The sequence below is a fragment of the Candidatus Mesenet endosymbiont of Agriotes lineatus genome (genome assembly GCF_964019585.1).
Lineage (GTDB): Bacteria > Pseudomonadota > Alphaproteobacteria > Rickettsiales > Anaplasmataceae > Mesenet.
Genome location: NZ_OZ026454.1, coordinates 61,299 through 81,554 on the forward strand (window position 1 = coordinate 61,299; position 20,256 = coordinate 81,554).

Below are 20,256 nucleotides of genomic sequence, written 5' to 3' on the forward strand. Positions count from 1 at the left end.
TTATACATATAATTAATATATAAATAAGGTAAATTTAGTGGGTGAGCTGCAGAGTGAAGGTATTATGCTTATTTTATCTTCCCCATCTGGTGCTGGTAAAACCACGATCTCAAATGAGCTAGTTACTAAAGAAAGTAATTTAATCAAGTCTATTTCTGTTACTACCCGTAAGCCTCGTCCAGGGGAGATAGATAGGAAAGATTATAATTTTATTAATAAGAAAGAGTTTTTTAGCCTTTGTAATGCTGGGCAAATGTTAGAGCACGCCATAGTATTCAATAACCATTATGGTATACCAAGAGAACCAGTAGAGAGCAACCTAGCAAGAGGAATAAATGTGTTATTTAGCATAGACTGGCAAGGCGCTGCTAGCTTAACTAGAGTTATGAAAGAAAAAGTTGTTAGTATTTTTATATTACCTCCATCAATTAAGGAACTTCAATTTCGGCTAAAAAAACGTAACTGCAAAACACCAGATGATGAAATTAAAAATAGACTAGGTCAAGCATGTTCTGAAATGGAACGTTGTCTTTATTATGATTATGTCATAACAAACCATAGTGTTGATGATAGTGTACAGAAAATTAGACAGATACTGCATTCAGAAAAAATGAAAGTAAAAAGAAAAATGAACTTGAAGAACTTTTTACAGAATATGTCTCAAGAAATTTTAGATCTTAATTAAATTGATTTCTTTAAGATTTGCTGCAATATCCGCTATACTCTTATTTAAAACTGGATGAATAAACCTTGAGCAAATATCGCATGTTGGAACTAAGACAAAATCGCGATAATGCATTTGAGAATGAGGTATTGAGAGGGTTTTAGACTCTATTTTACTATTTCCCCAAAATAAAATATCGATGTCAATTGTTCTTGGCGACCAGTGTGCTTTGCTCAATCGTCCCATAATTACTTCAAGGTTTTTTATCACACGAAAAAACTGGTTTAACTCTAAATTAGAGTATCCAACAACTACCATATTAAAAAATGGGACACTCCAAGATGTGGGTGCATTTTTAGGTAATAATGCTTTGCTTTTATAAACGAAAGAAGCAATTTTACTATAGAGCGGTAGCAGATCTATTACCATCTTTAAAATTCTAAGCTCACTACCACAATTTGCACCTAGTGCAAGTACTATATTATTCAACAGCAATTCATATTTGTTTTATATTACTTATGAACACGCTTTTAATGGTGTAAATTTCATTAACTTATTCTAAATCTGTTTTATAAAAAAGGAAAGATTTAAATTGTTAGGTCCTATACACAAAAAGCATACACAGAAAAAGAGCTATATTTATTGCAATTTGGTTAACACCCCCTTCTCTAACACAAAAATCATATCTGCCTTTTGAGCAAGAGTGTGATTGTGAGTAACTATAAGTACAGCGATGTTTTTCACTTTAGCATATTCGTGTAGAAGTGAGAATACCTTAAGTGAATTTTCTGGATCTAAGTTACCTGTAGGCTCATCTGCAAGCACAAGCTGGGGAAAATTGATAAGACCTCTAGCTATCGCTAGCCTTTGCCTTTCTCCTCCTGAAAGCTCAGATATCATGTGAAACTCGCTATCCTGCAGGCCAAAATTTGCTAACATGGATTGTGCATTTTTTTTTGCTTCACCTTTATTTTTACCCAATATCATTTGTGGAAGCATAACATTCTCAAGTGCTGAAAATTCATGTAGAAGGTGGTGAAATTGATAGATAAAACCAAATAAAGTTCCACGCAAGTATGTTTTTTGTCTATCGTTTATTTTTGTGCAATCGGTACCATTAACCCAAATGCTTCCAGAAGTTGGTTCATCAAGCAGTCCTGCTATTTGCAAAACTGTTGTTTTGCCAGAACCTGATTTGCCAATTAGTGCAATAACCTCTCCACTTTTAACTTCTAAATTAATATTGTCTATAATAACATGCTGACCGAAGCTTTTGGTAATAGATGATAACTTTAATATGCAAGACATTCTTGAGAAATTTTATATTATATTAAGGTCTTGCATCATTTTTTTCACTTTAGTTTTAGTATTTTCACTAGCTTTGGTAAGTGGTAAGCGCAAATTCGGGGAGATATTAGGTTTAAGTAGGCTCAACCCATATTTTACAGGTATTGGATTTACTTCGCAAAATAACACTTGATTTAAAGAAAACAACTTTTTATTAAGCTCTGCTGCTTTTTCAAATTGCTTAGTAAAAAATAAATTTTGCAACTCTACACACAATTTCGGTACAATATTTGCAGTGACTGATATACATCCACATCCGCCATGAATGTTAAACGCTAGCGCAGTTGAATCCTCTCCAGACAATAAAGAAATTTCTTTTTTTACTAATGTTTTTAAATTTAATGGACGATTTAAATCACCAGTTGCATCTTTTATACCTATAACCCTTTCAAGCTCCATTATTTTTGCTGCAGTTACATCCAAAATATCAACAGCACATCTTCCAGGAACGTTGTAAAGTATGATTGAAATATGAGTACTATCATGTATTGACTTAAAATGATTATATAAACCATCTTGCGTTGGTTTGTTATAATATGGTGCCACCGCAAGCACGGCATCAGCTCCAATTGATTCTACGTATTTCACCTTCTTTATAACCTCAGCAGTATTGTTAGATCCAACACCAGCTATTATAGGTGCTTGTTTATTTGCAGTTTTTACGCACAGCTCTACTATTTCACAATATTCCTCAAATGTTAAGGTAGAGCTTTCTCCAGTAGTACCGCATGGCACTAACCCGTGGACCCCCTCGCTTATCTGCCACTCAACTAGTTCGCAAAATGCATTTTTATTAATTGTATTGTCTTTATTGAATGGAGTTACAAGAGCTGTAAATACGCCACGAAACTGCATATATAACCTTTTAATCTAAATAACGTAGAAAAACATATTTAAATGCAATTTAGCATTGACTGTTTTATTTTCGCTATTGCTTTACCTGGATTCAAATTCTTAGGGCAAGTTTTAGTACAGTTCATTATGGTGTGACAGCGATATAATTTAAAGGCATCATCCAGAAAATTAAGACGCTCATCTTTATTCTCATCACGACTGTCTACAATCCACCTATACATTTGTAATAATATTGCTGGACCTAGATATTTATCACTATTCCACCAATAGCTAGGACATGCGGTAGAACAACATGCACATAATATACAATCATACAAGCCATCTAATTTCTCCCTATCCTTTGGAGATTGCAAACGTTCCTTATCTTGGTTTTTGGGCTCTTTAGCCTGCAGCCATGGTTTTATCTGCTTGTATTGCTCATAGAAATGGCTCAAATCTGGAACAAGATCTTTTATTACGTACATATGTGGTAATGGATATATCTTAACGTCACTCCATATGTCAGAAATAGCTCTAGTACATGCAAGCGTGTTAGTACCATCAATATTCATTGCACATGATCCACATATTCCTTCACGACAAGAACGTCTAAAAGTTAAAGTTGAATCAACTTCATCTTTGATTTTAATAAGGGCATCAAGTACCATTGGGCCGCAATCATCCATATCAATGAAAAAAGTATCTATTCTTGGATTTTCTTCATCATCAGGAGACCAACGATAAATTTTAAAGCGTTTTACTTTTTTTGCAGCACTTGGAGCTAAATAAACTCTACCGTTTTTATTGATTTTTGAGTTTTTTGGTAATGATAGCTGTACCATATGCCTTATTATTCATAATAAGTTACATTTTAACAACAAGTGCTTGAAAAAGCAATTTCAATTATCTGAAGGCTAATACTAAATTTAGTAAATATTTTACTAAACTATTTTACAATATATACTATAAAATATTTAATAATAGGGGGATAATATGATAATAAAATATACTGTAGATGACTTTGAAAAAAGTAGTTATGAAAATCAAAATACAGAATTGAGGGAGATTTCATTTTAGAGGAAGTACAGCATTCGATTTCTAATAAATCTTCTGCTGTTAATAACCCAGTGAGAGGTAGCTACATATAACAGATGATGGCGGCCCAGATATAGAGATTGAAAAAATTCCAAGAGGTTGTGTTTTTGAAGCAACAAAGTCTAGGTTATATCAATTTATTACTATTACTGTTGGTGATATCGAAGGAGATGCAAAACTTGTTGCAAATGGGGCCCATGTTGTAATAAGAGGGAAAGAATACAAGAAAGAAAACATTATTAATCATGATGGCATTGAAGTTATCAGCTCTAATGGAAGGACGACAGTACTGGAGTTAAGTAAATTAGCACAAAGAGTCAGTACAGAGAAACATACGTTGACAGATGATGACGGGCCTGAGCCAACAGGTTTGCGTATCTTTTTCGATAAAAAAGTCAACGAGTTGAAGTAATAGCAAATGAATTTAAAAAAATGATAAGCAGATTAGGCACTGCAATAACAGTAGAAGAAATTCAAAATGAGATAGTAAAGACAATTAGGGAAGAAATGGTGAGTGAATGTAAAAGGCGAGAAGAAGGATGGCAAAAATTGATAGATGAACATCAGGAATAAGTGAGCAACATGGAAGGTAAATATCCTAATCTCTTTCACTATACAATAGAAGAAGAAAAGGGAATTATAGATTGTCATGAAAGAGGAAAAAATACATATGTAAAAATAGGAAATCAGTTCAACGAAATAGCAGATCAAATAGAAAAAATAACAGATCAATTTTTAGATAATAGTAATGATAGTAGAGTTAATAAAAAGCAACAAAGGCCTATCAGAATGCCTATTGAAGATGATGAGCAATCTCCTAGTAGCAATGTGGACTGTACTAATACACAACCTGATCAAATAAGAAAGAGAAGCTGTTTACAGTAGAAAACTAATTAAATCATATAATAGCATACTTTTTAAAGGTATGCTATTTAGTAGCTTGAAGAAAGCTAACGATCCGGTTCGTCTTTTGCTGGTGATAACTTATCAGAATCCTTTAGTTCTTGTTTTAAGTTACGAATACCACGACCCAAGTCACTCATAACTTGCGGTAACCTTCCTGCACCAAATAATACTAAGATTATCATTAAAATTAAAAATAATTGCCATGGACCTAAACTCATATTTACCTCCGAAGTTTTAAGCTTTAAATACAAGCACTTGATCTAGATCAAGTGCTACAGATATTATATCACCTTTATTTGGCAATAATGCAATAGGAAACCTCATTAGGTATAAGTAGCTTTTTATTTTAATATAAACCATCTTATTAAAAAACTTAACGCTATCAACTATAGCTTGAATCCCACCGTTATTCTGTAATAAAATTGCCTCCGGTCTAATGCAGACGATAACCTTATCATTGTTATTTTGAGAGTTAATTGGTATTTTCCCAAATGGTGATTCCACATAATTTTTTTTAGCAACTGCGTGGAAATGATTTAAATCACCGAAAAACTTTGCTAATTCGTAATCTTTAGGATTGTAATATATATCATACGGAGTGCCATGTTGGATTACGCTGCCATCACGAGCAACATATATAGCATCTGCAACCTCTAATGCCTCTTCAGGGTCGTGAGTAACAAGCAATGCGGCTATATTTCTCTCTTTAAAGAGAGATAGCATATATTTTCTTATTTTGCGTTTTAATATTACATCCATGTTAGAGAATGGTTCATCAAGTAAAACTACCTCGGGCTTTTGAGCAATCGTTCTTGCAATTGTAATCAGTTGCTGCTGCCCACCAGATAGCATATGAGGATATAAGTCCTTATAGCTTACCATGTTTACCAAATCTAAGATCTCCAGAGCAGTTTTGTATTTCTCTTCTTTATTACACCTCTTGATAGCAAAAGTTATATTTTCAATAACTGTCTTATGAGGAAATAATGTAGGATGTTGAAAGATGAACCCAATATTACGTTTTTCAATAGGAAGAGAAATATGATCATTCACTGCTACCTTGTTGCTTATAATAATAAAGCCAGACTTTGGCCTCTCTATTCCAGCTATCAATTTTAATATTGTAGACTTACCGCAACCTGATGGGCCAAGCAAACATGCAACTGAACCTCTATTTACTTTGATATTAATATTGTTTAAAGCAAAACCATCCTTATTATAATAATAAGAAATATTCTTTAACTCTAACATCAATTATAACTCTAAATTAAAATTATAATTGTATAGTATTTTTTAGATGTAGAAATCTTTTTATAATGCCAAAAAATGCTCAAAGATCTGCGCTCGATAATATTTATAATTGGAATACTTTTGTTTCCTTTAAGTATTATCATGACTATTCCTGCAATAACTAATCTACTTCTTGGCTATGAGTGGAGGGGATTTATTATTAGCTCTGCTATTACACTGTTTTTTAGCATAGTTTTTTCATTACTTGGTAAGCTCAGTAAATTAAATAGTATAAAAGATTTTGCTGTCACAAGCTGCACTTGGTGTATTTTGCCATTATTTGCAGCAATTCCTTTTCTCTTTGAGACCTCTATAAGCTATATTGATGCTGTGTTTGAAACTATATCAGGTATTACAACAACAGGTGCAACTGTCTTAAATCACTTACATAAAAAATCCCCAGGAATATTGCTTTGGAGAGCAATGCTGAGTGGAATTGGGGGCTTAGGAATTATTACAATAGGAATCATTATTTTTCCTTCTTTGAAACTAGCAGGTCCACGCAATTTACTTGCATCTGAATCTTCTGAAATTGCAAAAAAGAAATTACCAAATGTTGTGCATATAATTATGCATATTACTGTAATATATTGCATTCTCATCTTTCTATGTATTCTACTCTATTACTTTGCTGGCATGTCTATTTTTGATGCCATATGTCATGGAATATCGACTGTATCAACTGGTGGTTTTGCTAATTACGATGATTCTCTTGCTCACTACAACAGCATTAAAATCGAGACTATTGCTGTTACATTTATGCTTTTAGGAGCATGTCCATTTTTAACCTACTTAAAAATAACAAAAAGGTCATACTTTTACGATGAACAGATCTTTTACTTTATTAGAATTATTACCATTTCAGTACTTATAACGTTTATCTGGTTTCATTTCAGTAGTATTTGCTTGAACAATAAAATAGATAGAGATTTTACCCTGTTTCGATATAGTATATTTAGCATAGTATCCTTGATAACATCGGCTGGGTTTATCATTTGCGATTATGGAAATTGGTGTTTTATTGCAGTGTTTGCATTCTTTTTAACACTTATTGGTGGTTGTAGTGGTTCAACAAGTGGTGGCATAAAAATATTTCGTATAGTAGTGCTAATTAAAGCAGTGAAAGCTTATTTTTATGATGTAGTGAACCCAAATAAAACAAATGTTGTTAAATTTAACGGCAAAATTTTAGAGGATGAAGAAATCAAAAGTATTTTTATATATTTCTTTCTATATATATCAATATTTACTATTGCAACAATAGCTATGTCCTTTATAAGTAATGCCGATTTTATAACAAGCCTAAGTGCTACCTCAGCGGCTCTGACAAATTCAGGTCCTGGTTTCGGTATTGTTATTGGACCGTCGGGAAATTATGCTAATTTTTCAAACTCAACAAAACTGTTGTTATCGCTTGTGATGCTAATTGGTAGGTTAGAAATACTACCTGTTTTTGCATTTTTATCTTCTGTTTTTTATGGATTTAGTAAAAACAAAACTTCTTGATTATATGAGGTTCTTTTTATAGAAGCTTAAGGACATTTACAATGGAATGTGCAAAATCTCTGTTTAATGTAATTTTAGTTCATTTTGTGGTAAGAATCATTAACAATTGATTTCCATGCATCTTAGGGGGCAATTCTAATTTTGCTATATCTTCAGTGTCTTTTACCAACTTATTTAAAATTTCTTTGCCTTTTTGTATAGGTAGCTGCAATCTCATCTCTCTGCCAGAAAACCTCATGGCAACTTTAATTTTATGACCTTCTTCAAGGTGCTTTAATATGTTTCTTAACTTTATATCATAATCATGAGGATCTATATTAGGCTTAAGTTTAAACTCCTTAATCTTTATCATTTTCTGCTTTTTCTTGGCCTCACTTATCTTTTTCTTAGTTTCATACCTATATTTACTATAATCTAATATTTTACAAACAGGAGGGCTAGCATCTTGAGCAACTACAACTAAATCTAGACCCTCCTCTCTTGCAAGTCTGATAGCATCTCCAGTTGGTACAACCCCAACCATATTACCGCTTTGATCAATCAAACGCACTTCTTTAGCTGTAATATATTGATTGGTTCTATTTGTACCGAAATTTTTCTTTATTTGCAAATTACTAACTCCAATAATGATTGAATAGCTTCGTCAATTGATGAAGAAATTTGATCTATTTTACCTAAATACCTTATTGACACTTCTTTTTTTAGTACCTCATTTTTACCTATGACCCATAATATAGGTACCTTCTTTAAACTATGCAAGCGTATCTTATAATTAATTTTCTCATTAGTTAAATCAACTTTTACTCTAACCCCCTTTTGTTTTAGCTTTTGCTCAATCTCCAGCGCATATTCATTACATTCATGAGTGATGGTTGCTATGGTTAATTGTACGGGTGCAAGCCATAGAGGAAATTTGCCAGCATAGTGCTCAATTAAAATACCTATAAAACGCTCAAGCGTACCAAGTATCGCTCTGTGTATCATTACTGGATGATGCTTTTGGCCATCTGCTCCAATATAGAAAGCATCAAGCCTTTGTGGTAAAACAAAGTCGACCTGCAATGTTCCACACTGCCAGTCTCTACCAATTGTATCCTTTAAAACAAATTCCAGTTTTGGTCCATAAAAGGCACCCTCACCAGGATTTAGAGTATAATCTAGCCCAGTATCTTTAGCAGCATGCAACAATGCTTTTTCAGCTTTATCCCATACCTCATCACTTCCTGCTCGCATACTTGGGCGATCAGAGAACTTTATCGATATATCATTAAAACCAAAATCTTTATATACTTCTTTTAGAAGGTTACAAAACTTTTTTGTCTCCTCGGTAATCTGATCTTCAGTGCAAAAAATATGTGCATCGTCTTGTGTGAAGCCTCGGACACGCATAAGGCCATGTAGCGAACCAGATGATTCATTGCGATGACAGGTGCCGAATTCTGCAATACGCATCGGTAGATCACGATAGCTCCTCGTCTTTTGGTTAAAAATCTGTATATGAAGAGGACAATTCATTGGCTTTATTGCCATTTGTTTTTCTTGGTCTGCATCAACTATAAACATGTTTTCACGAAACTTATCCCAATGACCTGATTTTTCCCATAGCTCTTTACTTGCTAAAATAGGTGTTTTAACTTCAGTATAGCCGTTTTTTCTTAATTTTTTCCTTATATAAGCTTCAATTATATGATATAAGATTAATCCATTTTCATGCCAAAAAATTTGACCTTTAGCTTCATCTTGGATGTGAAACAGATCCATGTCTTTTGCAACTTTTCTATGATCTCTTTTTTCCGCTTCTTCTAAGCGAGTTAAATATTCTTTCAGCTCGCTTTTATCCCTCCATGCGGTTCCATATATACGCTGCAGCATTGGTTTGTTTGAATCACCTCGCCAGTATGCACCTGCTACTTTCATCAGCTTAAACGCTTTAACTCTTCCTGTTGATGGGGAATGCGGACCGCGGCATAAATCAACAAAGCTGCCCTGCCTATAAACAGTAAGCTTTTCACTTTCTGGTATACTGGATATTATTTTAACCTTATAGTTCTCACCCTGACCCTGAAAGAAATTTATCGCATCTTCGCGCGTCCAAACTTCGCGAATGAATTTATAGTTAGATTTAATAATTTCCTGCATTTTTTCCTCTATTGCTAGCAAATCCTCCGAAGAAAAAGATTTACCAGGCTCCAGTGCAAAATCATAGTAAAAACCATCTTCTATAGTTGGACCAATAGTAATTTGCACTTCAGAAAAGAGTTCCTTCACCGCTTGCGCCATAATATGTGCAGCATCGTGCCTTAAAATATCAAGGCCTTCCTGATCTTGTGCAGTTATCACCTCCACTCTTGCATCACAGTCAATAGCACATGATAGATCACATAAATTGCCGTTTACTTTTAAGGCAATAGCTTTATTTTTAATCTCTGATTCTTTTAAAAGCTCAAAACCACTTATTTCATTCTCATATTGCTGGGTTTTATATAAGAAGGTGATACTGATCATTAAATATATTTAAAACTTAGATTCATCTTTCAAAATCACAGCAATATGTCAAGTTTAATTACCTTGGCTTAATCCTTGATTTGGAACATTACTGAAAACGTTGATATTGACATCATCCAATTTTCCTTCTGCTCTTTCTTCTTTAACTAAGTTTACAACTTTTCTTTCGTATATCTCATTAGCTAAGCATTGCAAGCCAAAAGACAATATTAGTAATGACACTCCTATAAGTAATTGAGTGTCTACAGTTTTAAAATTATCGAGAGCTGACTCTGTTATCAAGCTAGCAGCTGTTAGAATTATTGCCATAGTGGGAAGACATTTCATAAGCAATATTAATGTTTTGTACTCCATCTTTTTAGAAAATTTATCTTCAAGCTTATTAGTCAAATCTTCTTGATCTAGGCATTCCTCACTGCTTTTTATTTTAGAAAAATCTTTTGCTGCAAAACAAGTGAATGCAAAAAAAGAAATAGGAATGGCGATGAAGCAAATCAAAGCTCCATAAAATGAAGCATTGCTTAAATTTAGTGAAATACTTTGACATTTGATAACTAGCCTGCTTATTAAGTAACAGTAAGATACTAAACTAAGAAGAGAAGTAAATAAGAAGCTCAATAAATATAGTAAATACATTTTATCTCTGCGAAAGAATTCACGTTCAGATTGTAAAATAGAGAAAAATTCTTCATATTCAGATGATATAATGAGGCTTCCCCGCTCTTTTTGTAAAGGTAAGATATACTTATTTAACCTTTTCTTAGTATCATCTAATATCTGAAATTTTTTATCATTTTCATCCTTTACTTCTTTACTACTATTTTGAAATTTATCAGGATGACACTCAAGTGATAGTGTTCTATATTGCTTTCCTATCAACTTAGATAGCTGCGCAAAATTTTTGCCTACAGCATCTTCTTTTTTAATACCTAATGCTGCAAACAAACTACTTTTATATTCAAACTCTCTTTTTGTTAAATACTTCCCCATATTCTTTTTATCACATTAAAATATTAACTATTATATAATCTATTTGTTATAAGTCAACGGAATCTATCAACTGATTATGCTTCGGCCTAAATTTAAATAAGCATAAACTCTTATTTAAAATTAATAAGGAGGAAGTATGGAATTTACAGAAATGAGGTTTCCAGAGGATATATCTTATGGTTCAACAGGGGGACCGGAATTCTCAACTGATATTATCACAACTCACAATGGCCATGAACAGCGAAACATTAACTGGTCTGTAGCACGCGCTAAATATAACGTAGCTTATGGGGTTAAGTCAGATCAGCAGTTGTCAGAACTCATTGCCTTTTTTCGTGCCCGTCATGGCAAAGCCATTGGATTTCGCTTTAAGGATTGGTCAGACTATAAAACTACTGGACAAAAGATTGGAATTGGTGATGGCAGCAGCACAACCTTTCAATTAGTAAAAAGGTATGAAAGCGGAGGTAGTGCATACGTGCGTGTTATTAAAAAACCTACCCATGAGACCGTAAAAATCTACTTCAATAATATCATAAAAACAGATGGCTATTCAGTAGACCACACTACAGGAAAGATAACATTTATTGCAGCACCAAGCAGCGGTGTATTAATCACTGCTGATTTTGAATTTGACGTTCCTGTGCGTTTCGACACCGATTACCTTTCAGCTTCGATTGATAATTATGGCAGCAGCAGTTGGAACGATATTCAACTGATAGAGATAAAATCTATCTAATTGAACATTAGTTTAACTATAGTAATAAAATCTTAAAATAAATTATTCCTTTTACAAAAGATATTAACTAATAATTAATACTTTATATAGTAATATAGTTAATATCTAAACTAATTATGGGGGAATAAATGACTAGTTTTACATTAATTAACATGCATCACAATGCCAAAAAAGCCGAAAGAACTAATGAGGAAACTTTAGAGCTAATAGGCGAACTTATAAAAGAAGGCTTTCCTGAAAAAGTTACTATTAACGAAATTTCAGATATTGCAGATCGTCATTTTAATGGTATACGCAGTATTTTATTTGAGAATAAAAGTAATAGCAATTCAATTAAAAAGCTGTTTCTTAAAAAAGAATTACAAGACGGATTAAAACACCTGTTCCTAATGAAATGCGAAGAAGCGCTAAAAATGAAAACTGAAAGTAGTAGCCTTGCTGCTTCACAAGAGCATCCATTAGAAAAGCTCAATACTCATCTTCAGTCCTTAAGTGAAGAAGAATGTGATGATTTTTATAAAATCTTCGATCAATATGGAAAAACAATAAAAGATCAAGATTCTAAAGGCATTAGCGTTTTTAAAGCAATAAGGCTGTTCTTTCAAGAAATTATCGCAAAGTTTAAAAGCAAAAATCTTGAAGATTTTAATGATGAGCATACGGTAAAAGTGGACAATGCTACATTTTATGTTGCAACTCAAACAGAGCCTAAACAAGAAGTTCTTGAGCGAAAGGTTAGTGAATTACCTGCTTTAGAAACTATTGTTGAAGAAGACGAGAATCTTGTTAATAATGCAACAAAAGCTGCATCTAAAATTGAAACTTATACGGAAATTGTTACTCCTATAACTCAAATTGCACAAGAAGAGATTGTACCTAAAGCTACAAAGCAACTTGTTAAGCCTTTGATACCAGAGAAGTCGCAAAAGGTTATTGATGCTGGTAATAAAATAAAGGGTAGCCAGAAAACAGAAACTCCAAATTATGTTTCACAGTTTACAGTAAACTTAAAGCCTGCTAGTGAAAAACCTAAGATAGCACCAAAGCCTACTGCGCAAGCTTATACTCAAGCAGAGAAGCAATATGGTCAAAACGTTGCGAGCAAAAAGCAATTTTTTGAATCACTTAGTGGCAATGTTGATTCGAAATCGAAAGTTAAGAATAATGTTGAAAGACTAGTAGAGAAGTTTGAAGCTAAAAGTCAAGAAGCTGTTGCTGGCAGAAGTAGATAGCTGAATGAGGTTGCTGTTTTAAGCAGCAACCTCTTCATATTAAGTTTGTAGTATAGCCCTTCCTTTAAAGATCCGAATGAGATAAGATAAAGATTTAGGATGGTTGATGCCAGAGTTATGATTTAAGGAAAAAGGCAATTGGATGAAGGAGAAAATCTATAGCTATAAGATTTAAAGTAGAACATTATATGAGTGGCAGCAGAAACGCAAGGAAACAGGAGATTTTCAGTCATTGGAACTATAATCATAAAATTACTGACTGAATTTGCTAAGGTGGAAAAACACTATCGGAAATGGCTAAATTTTAGGGTAATATTAATTTTCGAACAATACATAGAGGATTAAAAAAAGACCTATGGGTATCAATTACAACCAGCTAAAGCTGATGGTATGAGTTAAAGCTTTAAAGCAAGTTTTAAAACTCAGAGATTTGTGATGTTTATGATGAATTTCTTGTTCTTCAATATACTTCTGCACATCTGTAGAATTTACATTACCAACGGTAACAGCAAAATATCCTCTAGCCCACAAATGTTGACCCCAGTATCTTTTTCTTAATTGTTCAAACTCTTGGAATAACTTACGTTCCCTTTGATATATTGTTGGATAGTGGGCGGCATAGAAATTAGCATATGTACGTGATCAGGCGTAATATTACCACTTACAATATCTACGTAATTTTCTGATAATCTCTCTACTGCTGTTTCACCTACAAGTATCCTGTACCTATACTTAGTACTACGTGAAATCAAACGCGTACTATGAGAGCTATGTTTTTAATCCATAGAAAATACTAAAGTAATCCTATACTAAAGTCTTCGCCTTAAGGCGTGGGTCACCCACCTAACTACATAAAGAAAGAGATGAAATTTAAAGAAATTATAGCAACCTAAAAGTCTGGTATGAATCAATAATACAGAACTTATGGATATTACCAGAAATGCTTTAAAAGCTGGAAAAAAGAGTCAGCGTATTAGTATACTCTGAATAATGGGAAAATAATTGCTCCTATGACCTTCGAAGTGATACAGAGGTTTTTAACTTTAACAATTTTTAACACTAGCCTGGTCAAACTGTAATTCTTGACAATGTTACTTTCCATAAATCAAAAAAAATCAGTGAATTTGCTAAGGCACTGAAATCTTCCACCCTGACTTTAATAAACTCATTGGTTAAAAACAGGGCCAGGAAGAACATCCCTCTGTTCAAGTCATATTCTGCTTTCTTATGAATCCTTCTGTGGGAAATGCTATATTTATAATTTTGAGCTCCATACATGAATTTTGAAAGAGGTCTATTCTTTTGATTTGCTAGCCCTTATTCTTTTGATTGTATTCAGTTAATTTTTGATCTCACTTTAATTTTTCCCTTTCTAGAAATTCTAAATAAATTCTATTTTTTGATTTGTTTCTATGTCATACATATTGGTATCGGATTTATAACGGCTAACAAAATAAGCTCCAGCTTCATCCATTTGTTTATTGGTACAACTAAGTCAGCAGTTGATATATTGCCTCTATAACCCTGATCTGTTAGCTCATGATTTAGAATGTAATTTTATCCCATTCATAACCACTATACATATCCTTTATACAAATTTTCCATATCATTAGGTAGGCTAATATAGCCTATGCTTTTAAATTGTGAGATGTTTCTAAATAAAACTGTTGTACATTCTTTTCATATTCAGTAAACCTAAAATTTAAACCTTACAGAATCTTCATTTAATAATTCCATCTATGTTACCCAAAATCATTCAATTTCTTTTCTGTTATAGTTGATATTTCATCTGCTTTCTCATTACAAAATTCGTTGAGGATAAATTAGTTATTTTTCTCATTATAATTTTTTGTAATAAATTTAAGAGGCCTGTTTTTTTCTTCTCTCCACCAACTTTCCTTATCTTCACCTCGTATGGTTTGTTGCACGCTCTCCATTCTATGCCAGCTTGTGATAACAATCTACGGAAATGCTTAATTTTATTCTTTCAATTAAATTCCTCTCTTTATCATTTGGTATTTTTCTATTGGAACATGATGGAATAACAGGTTTTGCTGCTTCAACCATGTATCATCAGCATATCTATTAAATCTAAAGTATAATCAGACCTTTAAATCTCAATGCAACAAGCAGCTTACTTAAATACCCCTTTGCATCGTTCTAACTTTGTCTACTAGTTTATATATTTTTTTTCTTGCACCGGCAGCATGTTCTGATGATTGTTGAACTTATCATTTGTATCTTCACCTACAGCCAGAGTATTGAATTGCCAATTTTCCTATCTTATGCAGCGACCATTTTCCATATTCTGCTGCGGCGCTTCATATCCACATTACTACAGCTATTGTTCTCTTTCTTTCCGCTACCTCCTTCTTTTTCTGGTCTTTTCCCACTGCTTACTTTTCAAGTCATCTTTTTACAAAATTTTATTATAACTTTTTCTTATCAAACTGCCTAGTTTCTTGTATGAAAGCTATTGTAAAATCTCATAATTTACACGATTTAAGTTATAGAACAGATTTAAATTGACAGATTTTACCATTTTTAAAAAAATCTTTTTCACAACCCACTGGCGTTACATAATCTATTTAGCTAAATAGATTTTTAAAATTTAATATAATTATGACTTCTAAAATAAAATAAAACTGAAGTCAAAATAATTGAGATTATAGTAGACATTAGCATCTTTTGCCATACGTAAGGATGGGTGGGGGCACTGCTGGCAAAACCAAGCTTAGGTTTATCATCTATTTTAACCATTATTGGCAATATACAGAGAAAAACAATCCACCATATTAACATAAAAGATACAAAAACTATGAAATTCACGTAATTACCTTCTACAACTTATCATCTACACATTGATCGTATTCAATTTCAACAGTAGCATGTGTTATGCTGAATATATCGCATAGTAATTTTTTCACATTATATACTGTATCATTATAGTTTATTCCTTGGCCTACTTTTATATGAGCTGTAATGATAAGGTAGTTTTCAGTAAGTGACCAAATATGTACGTGATGTACATCAATCACCTCAGGTATTATTTGAACAATTTTACTTTTTACCTCATCTGGATTTATATTTTTAGGGGTACCTTCAAGCAAAATATGGCAAGAATGTTTTACTATTTTATACGCACTTCTAAGTATTACAATGCTGACGAATACTGAAAGAATAGGATCAACTATTTGCCAATTAGTGTACATAATGATGAATGATGCAGCAATTGCTGCTAAAGACCCTAAAATATCTCCAGTGATATGAAGCACAGCACTCTTTATGTTTAAATTATCTTCATCTTTTTTATATAATAGAAAAAATGCCAGTATATTTGCAATCAATCCTATAGTTGCAATAGAAAACATAATCTGCCAGTTAATATTCACTGGAGATATAAACCTTTTTATGGATTCAAAGATAATTACTCCCGAAATTAAAAACAGCGTAAGGCCATTTACAAATGCTGCAACTACCTGAAGCCTATGATACCCGTAAGATCTCTTTAAATCTGATTTCTTAGTTGCAACTTTATATGCAAACCAACTCAAAATTAGCGATATAAGATCAGTCAGCATATGACCAGCATCAGACAATAGTGCAAGAGAATTTGAAATTACGCCACCTGCTACTTCTAATACTGCAGTTACAGCTATAATGATTATAGCATAAATAAGAGACTTAGAGTGAGATGAATGTTTACCGTTATGTATTGCAGTCATTTAAAATATTTAATTATATATCTTAACAATATTGTAATACAGTTTTTTGTCTACCAGCTTTTTAGAGGCATATATTACTCACTAATAATACCTTTATTAATTAAAAGGTTCTTTAGTTCTCCTTTCTCATACATTTCTTTAATAATGTCACATCCACCAATAAATTCTCCCTTTACGTAGAGTTGTGGTATTGTTGGCCACTCTGAAAACTTCTTTATAGCTTCTCGTAATCCTTGATCCTCTAAAACATTAACATCTTTAAATTTTACACCAATTTTCTGCAATATCGATACTACTGCAAGAGAAAATCCGCACTGTGGATAATCTTTGCTACCCTTTATGTAAAGCACTACGTCATTTTCTTTTACGTCCTTTCCAATTTGCTTTAATAGGTAATCATCTTGCATAATTGACATCCTTTACTCCAGTACTAATTCAACTAACAAAATATAAATGTTTTATTTCATAAAATAAAGCGATAAGCTAAATTTTCTAGATTTAGACCTAAACCTTATGTCTTTAAATTTTGAATTAATGCTAGCTTTCCGCTACTTGCGACAAAATAGTAAACACCCTTTCTCAATTATGACTTTATTTTCTGTAATTGGCATTGCAATAGGTGTTGCAACTTTAATAACCGTTATGTCGGTAATGAACGGGTTTAAAGCTAAATTATTTGAGACAATACTTGGAGTTGGTGGTCACATTGTTGTTTACTTTGATAAAAATATAAATAGTGATTATAACCAAGTTGTAGAGTTAATCAAAAATATAAAAGGTATAAGCAATGCTGCTGCTATTACCGAAAATCAAGTCATAATAAAATCTAAAGCCAATATTTTAGGCGCCCTAGCTTATGGTATAGCAAAAGAGGATTTGGTACGTAAAAATATCATAGCTGATCATATAAACAGAGGCAGTACCAAGGAATTTGATGAGGGTGTTATAATAGGCTCACGTTTGGCTGAAAATCTTGGTATAAACTATGGTGATTACATTACTCTTGTTTCATCTGAAGAGCTTACAGATCTTTTAGATGAAATGCCGAAAATGAAAGAATATAGGGTAGTAGCAACATTTTATACAGAAGTGCCTGATTATGATAGTATGCTAATTTATATTCCACTTAAGGAGGCACAGCTTTTTTTCAATTATCAGAATAATATAAAAAACATTGAAATATTTATAAATGATGTAGATAGAGCACCACAATTTGCTAAAGCTATAGAAGAGCAGACCGGCATGCAAACCAAAGATTGGCAATCCCTACAAAACTATTATTTCAATGCTTTAAAAACTGAAAGAAGTGTTATGTTTTTGATTTTGGCTCTTATTATTGTAGTTGCTGCTTTTAACATTGTTTCAAGTTTAATTACACTTGTGCAGGATAAAAAATCAGCTATTGCTATTATGAGAACAATTGGTGCAACTAAAGGCAGCATAATGAGAGTATTTTGTTTTTGCGGTTTTATTACTGGATTTATAGGTACATTTTTAGGCTCTATTATCGGTGTAGTATTTTCTCTTAATGTTGAAAGAATAAGAACATTTCTAGAATATATAGCTAACGTACAATTTCTTGACCCTATGGTTTACTTTTTTTCAACTTTACCTGTAATCTTGTTACCAGAAGATGTGGTAAAAATATCACTATTATCTTTATCACTATCACTGATTGCTACAATTCCTTCTGCAATCAAGGCAGCCTCTACAAATCCTGCTGAAATACTGCGTTATGAGTAAGTTTATTAATGTAACCTAAATTTTTTATACTAAAACCATTATAAGCTAATTGACTAGCTGCAATAAAATATGTTAGTATTAATATACTTGCGATTTAGGGGGAAGTTATGCTACTTGCTGATAAATTTTTGGCTGCAGTTAAGAGAGAAGATGTAGAAGAAGTTAAGTTGCTTTTAAATCACAAAGAAATAGATGTTAATGCTAAAGATCATGATAGAAAAACAGCTTTACACTGTGCTGTTAAAAATGGCAATATAGAAATTGTAAAGTTGCTTTTAAATCGCAAAGAAATAGATGTTAATATCACTGATGTTGATACTACCTGTAGCATTTATGAAAAATACCAAAGGTCTATTTTAGAGGGCAAAGACAGGGTAGATACTGAGGGTACAGCTTTACACTTTGCTGCTGAAAGGGGTGATATAGAAGTTATAAAGTTGCTTTTAAATCGCAAAGAAATAGATGTTAATGCTAAAGATCATGATAGAAAAACAGCTTTACACTGTGCTGTTCAAAATGGCAATACAGAAATTGTAAAGTTGCTTTTAAAGCGCAAAGAAATAGAGGTTAATGTTAGAATTAGTATAGGAACAGCTTTACACGTTGCTATCGACAAGGGCGACATAGAAGTTGTAAAGTTGCTTTTAAATCACAAAAGAATAGATGTTAATGCTGAATGCTGTTCTAAACAAAGGGCTTTACACTTTGCTGCCAAAAGGGGTGACATAGAAGTTATAACGTTGCTTTTAAATCACAAAGAAATAGATGTTAATGTTGGAAGCTGGTGGGAAGGAATGGCTTTACACTGTGCTGTTAAAAAGAACCATATAGAAGTTGTAAAATTGCTCTTAGGTCACAAAGAAATAAATGTTAATGTACGAGATCATAAAGAAAAAACAGCTTTATCTATTGCCATTACACAAAATCAAGCAGACATTATGTTGTTGCTTTTGATTAATGGTGCAATTTTAGATAAGGATAATGAAAGAGAAATAAACAATGAGCTTAAAGAGTGCTTAACCGTATTTAAAAAGATCAAAGAAATGCCTCACTTAGGTAAGTTAATGGAGATAAATTAAGAGTAAGAATATAGAGGAAAATACAGATATCATTTTGGGGTTTATAAATGATGAAACTAAAAAACAGGAATTAATTAAAGAACTTAAAACTATTAAGAAGAAATGCCCTTATGAGCAATTGTCTTTTATGCTTGAGTGTTTGGTGGATTTTATAAGACACATAATTTTGAAATTTCTGCAATTCATTACAAATGATAAAACTATGGCAACTCAATTGCATGAATCAAAGAATGACATTAAAGTGGCAACAGAAGATGGAACTGTTTTTAAAAATCTGCCTTACGAAGCAGCAGAGAGAAGAGTTTTATATTTTGATGATGATACAAAGGAAAGTATCTCATTGGCTTTTAATAAGAAAGTAGAGGTATTCTTAGTAGACTTAAAGGAAGCAGTTTTTAAAATATCAAAAAAATCATTAGTTAATGTTATAGTAGAGTCTATAGAACCAGGCACATCGTGCTGTGTGACTTGAAGCAGGAACTTCTTCTTAACCACTATCACTGATTGCTACAATTCCTTCTGCAATCAAGGCAGCTTCTACAAATCCTTCTGAAATATTACGTTATGAGTAAGTTTATTAATGTAACCTAAATTTTTATAC

At 32.5% G+C, this 20,256-nt stretch carries 21 protein-coding genes and 3 pseudogenes; 11 read left to right on the plus strand and 13 right to left on the minus strand.

Annotated elements, in window-relative coordinates; translation table 11 throughout:
- Positions 1 to 64 precede the first annotated feature (64 nt).
- Positions 65 to 685, plus strand: a complete 621-nt coding sequence (gene gmk / locus AACL19_RS00305) for a guanylate kinase (RefSeq protein ID WP_339046724.1) — start codon at positions 65 to 67, stop codon at positions 683 to 685.
- Here the strand turns inward: gmk and folK are convergent.
- From folK to AACL19_RS00325, 4 genes are all read right to left on the minus strand, one after another.
- Positions 671 to 1,159: a 2-amino-4-hydroxy-6-hydroxymethyldihydropteridine diphosphokinase gene (folK, locus tag AACL19_RS00310; RefSeq protein ID WP_339045800.1), complete on the minus strand. Its 489-nt coding sequence runs from the start codon at positions 1,157 to 1,159 to the stop codon at positions 671 to 673. The two genes, gmk and folK, sit on opposite strands and share 15 nt — an antisense overlap.
- A 144-nt stretch (positions 1,160 to 1,303) precedes the next feature.
- Positions 1,304 to 1,972 carry an ABC transporter ATP-binding protein gene (locus AACL19_RS00315; protein ID WP_339045801.1) on the minus strand — a complete coding sequence of 223 codons (669 nt, stop codon included), beginning with the start codon at positions 1,970 to 1,972 and terminating at the stop codon, positions 1,304 to 1,306.
- A 12-nt stretch (positions 1,973 to 1,984) separates the two neighbouring features.
- On the minus strand, positions 1,985 to 2,866 hold the full coding sequence (dapA, locus tag AACL19_RS00320; protein WP_339045802.1) for a 4-hydroxy-tetrahydrodipicolinate synthase: 882 nt from the start codon (positions 2,864 to 2,866) through the stop codon (positions 1,985 to 1,987).
- Between the two features lie 38 nt (positions 2,867 to 2,904).
- The gene (locus tag AACL19_RS00325) at positions 2,905 to 3,687 is read right to left on the minus strand and encodes a succinate dehydrogenase iron-sulfur subunit (protein WP_339045803.1); all 783 of its coding nucleotides are present in this window, start codon (positions 3,685 to 3,687) and stop codon (positions 2,905 to 2,907) included.
- A 685-nt stretch (positions 3,688 to 4,372) separates the two neighbouring features.
- On the opposite strand from AACL19_RS00325, the gene AACL19_RS00330 reads away from it, so the two are divergent.
- Positions 4,373 to 4,513 (plus strand): hypothetical protein, encoded by a 141-nt coding sequence (locus AACL19_RS00330; protein WP_339045804.1) that lies wholly within the window; start codon positions 4,373 to 4,375, stop codon positions 4,511 to 4,513.
- A 9-nt stretch (positions 4,514 to 4,522) separates the two neighbouring features.
- The gene (locus tag AACL19_RS00335) at positions 4,523 to 4,825 is read left to right on the plus strand and encodes a hypothetical protein (protein WP_339045805.1); all 303 of its coding nucleotides are present in this window, start codon (positions 4,523 to 4,525) and stop codon (positions 4,823 to 4,825) included.
- A 65-nt stretch (positions 4,826 to 4,890) separates the two neighbouring features.
- Here AACL19_RS00335 and AACL19_RS00340 read toward each other — a convergent pair whose 3' ends face one another.
- Complete coding sequence (locus AACL19_RS00340) at positions 4,891 to 5,064, minus strand: twin-arginine translocase TatA/TatE family subunit (RefSeq protein ID WP_339045806.1); 174 nt, start codon at positions 5,062 to 5,064, stop codon at positions 4,891 to 4,893.
- Positions 5,065 to 5,080: 16 nt separating this feature from the next.
- Positions 5,081 to 6,097, minus strand: a complete 1,017-nt coding sequence (locus tag AACL19_RS00345; protein WP_339045807.1) for an ABC transporter ATP-binding protein — start codon at positions 6,095 to 6,097, stop codon at positions 5,081 to 5,083.
- A gap of 75 nt (positions 6,098 to 6,172) precedes the next feature.
- Between AACL19_RS00345 and AACL19_RS00350 the strand changes: the two genes are divergently transcribed.
- Complete coding sequence (locus AACL19_RS00350) at positions 6,173 to 7,642, plus strand: TrkH family potassium uptake protein (protein WP_339045808.1); 1,470 nt, start codon at positions 6,173 to 6,175, stop codon at positions 7,640 to 7,642.
- A gap of 79 nt (positions 7,643 to 7,721) precedes the next feature.
- On the opposite strand, the gene infC is transcribed toward AACL19_RS00350, so the two are convergent.
- From infC to AACL19_RS00365, 3 genes are read right to left on the minus strand one after another with little or no spacing between them, the layout of a single operon-like run.
- The gene (infC, locus tag AACL19_RS00355) at positions 7,722 to 8,252 is read right to left on the minus strand and encodes a translation initiation factor IF-3 (protein WP_339045809.1); all 531 of its coding nucleotides are present in this window, start codon (positions 8,250 to 8,252) and stop codon (positions 7,722 to 7,724) included.
- The gene (gene thrS / locus AACL19_RS00360) at positions 8,243 to 10,147 is read right to left on the minus strand and encodes a threonine--tRNA ligase (RefSeq protein ID WP_339045810.1); all 1,905 of its coding nucleotides are present in this window, start codon (positions 10,145 to 10,147) and stop codon (positions 8,243 to 8,245) included. Before thrS ends, infC begins: the two co-directional genes overlap by 10 nt.
- A gap of 54 nt (positions 10,148 to 10,201) precedes the next feature.
- On the minus strand, positions 10,202 to 11,137 hold the full coding sequence (locus AACL19_RS00365; protein ID WP_339045811.1) for a hypothetical protein: 936 nt from the start codon (positions 11,135 to 11,137) through the stop codon (positions 10,202 to 10,204).
- A 136-nt stretch (positions 11,138 to 11,273) separates the two neighbouring features.
- Between AACL19_RS00365 and AACL19_RS00370 the strand changes: the two genes are divergently transcribed.
- From AACL19_RS00370 to AACL19_RS00380, 3 genes and pseudogenes are all read left to right on the plus strand, one after another.
- Positions 11,274 to 11,876 (plus strand): DUF2460 domain-containing protein, encoded by a 603-nt coding sequence (locus AACL19_RS00370; protein ID WP_339045812.1) that lies wholly within the window; start codon positions 11,274 to 11,276, stop codon positions 11,874 to 11,876.
- Between the two features lie 128 nt (positions 11,877 to 12,004).
- Positions 12,005 to 13,108, plus strand: a complete 1,104-nt coding sequence (locus AACL19_RS00375; RefSeq protein WP_339045813.1) for a hypothetical protein — start codon at positions 12,005 to 12,007, stop codon at positions 13,106 to 13,108.
- A 158-nt stretch (positions 13,109 to 13,266) separates the two neighbouring features.
- A pseudogene (locus AACL19_RS00380) lies at positions 13,267 to 13,413 on the plus strand (IS630 family transposase); the annotation flags it as partial.
- 61 nt (positions 13,414 to 13,474) lie between these two features.
- On the opposite strand, the pseudogene tnpA reads toward AACL19_RS00380, so the two are convergent.
- A pseudogene (tnpA, locus tag AACL19_RS06950) lies at positions 13,475 to 13,860 on the minus strand (IS200/IS605 family transposase).
- A gap of 190 nt (positions 13,861 to 14,050) precedes the next feature.
- Between tnpA and AACL19_RS06955 the strand changes: the two are divergent.
- Positions 14,051 to 14,339 (plus strand): annotated as a pseudogene (locus AACL19_RS06955) (IS630 family transposase); the annotation flags it as partial.
- 1,373 nt (positions 14,340 to 15,712) lie between these two features.
- On the opposite strand, the gene AACL19_RS06960 reads toward AACL19_RS06955, so the two are convergent.
- The 3 genes from AACL19_RS06960 to grxD form a co-directional block, all read right to left on the minus strand.
- The gene (locus AACL19_RS06960) at positions 15,713 to 15,937 is read right to left on the minus strand and encodes a DUF1467 family protein (protein ID WP_410519860.1); all 225 of its coding nucleotides are present in this window, start codon (positions 15,935 to 15,937) and stop codon (positions 15,713 to 15,715) included.
- Positions 15,938 to 15,948: 11 nt separating this feature from the next.
- Positions 15,949 to 16,833 (minus strand): cation diffusion facilitator family transporter, encoded by an 885-nt coding sequence (locus AACL19_RS00385; RefSeq protein WP_339045814.1) that lies wholly within the window; start codon positions 16,831 to 16,833, stop codon positions 15,949 to 15,951.
- Positions 16,834 to 16,907: 74 nt separating this feature from the next.
- Positions 16,908 to 17,240, minus strand: a complete 333-nt coding sequence (gene grxD / locus AACL19_RS00390) for a Grx4 family monothiol glutaredoxin (RefSeq protein WP_339045815.1) — start codon at positions 17,238 to 17,240, stop codon at positions 16,908 to 16,910.
- Positions 17,241 to 17,346: 106 nt separating this feature from the next.
- On the opposite strand from grxD, the gene AACL19_RS00395 reads away from it, so the two are divergent.
- From AACL19_RS00395 to AACL19_RS00405, 3 genes are all read left to right on the plus strand, one after another.
- A complete protein-coding gene (locus tag AACL19_RS00395) occupies positions 17,347 to 18,576 on the plus strand; it encodes a lipoprotein-releasing ABC transporter permease subunit (RefSeq protein WP_339045816.1) in 1,230 nt (409 codons plus the stop codon).
- A gap of 107 nt (positions 18,577 to 18,683) precedes the next feature.
- Entirely contained in the window at positions 18,684 to 19,655 is a 972-nt protein-coding gene (locus AACL19_RS00400) for an ankyrin repeat domain-containing protein (protein WP_339045817.1), read from the plus strand.
- A gap of 34 nt (positions 19,656 to 19,689) precedes the next feature.
- Complete coding sequence (locus AACL19_RS00405) at positions 19,690 to 20,127, plus strand: hypothetical protein (RefSeq protein ID WP_339045818.1); 438 nt, start codon at positions 19,690 to 19,692, stop codon at positions 20,125 to 20,127.
- Positions 20,128 to 20,256 lie beyond the last annotated feature (129 nt).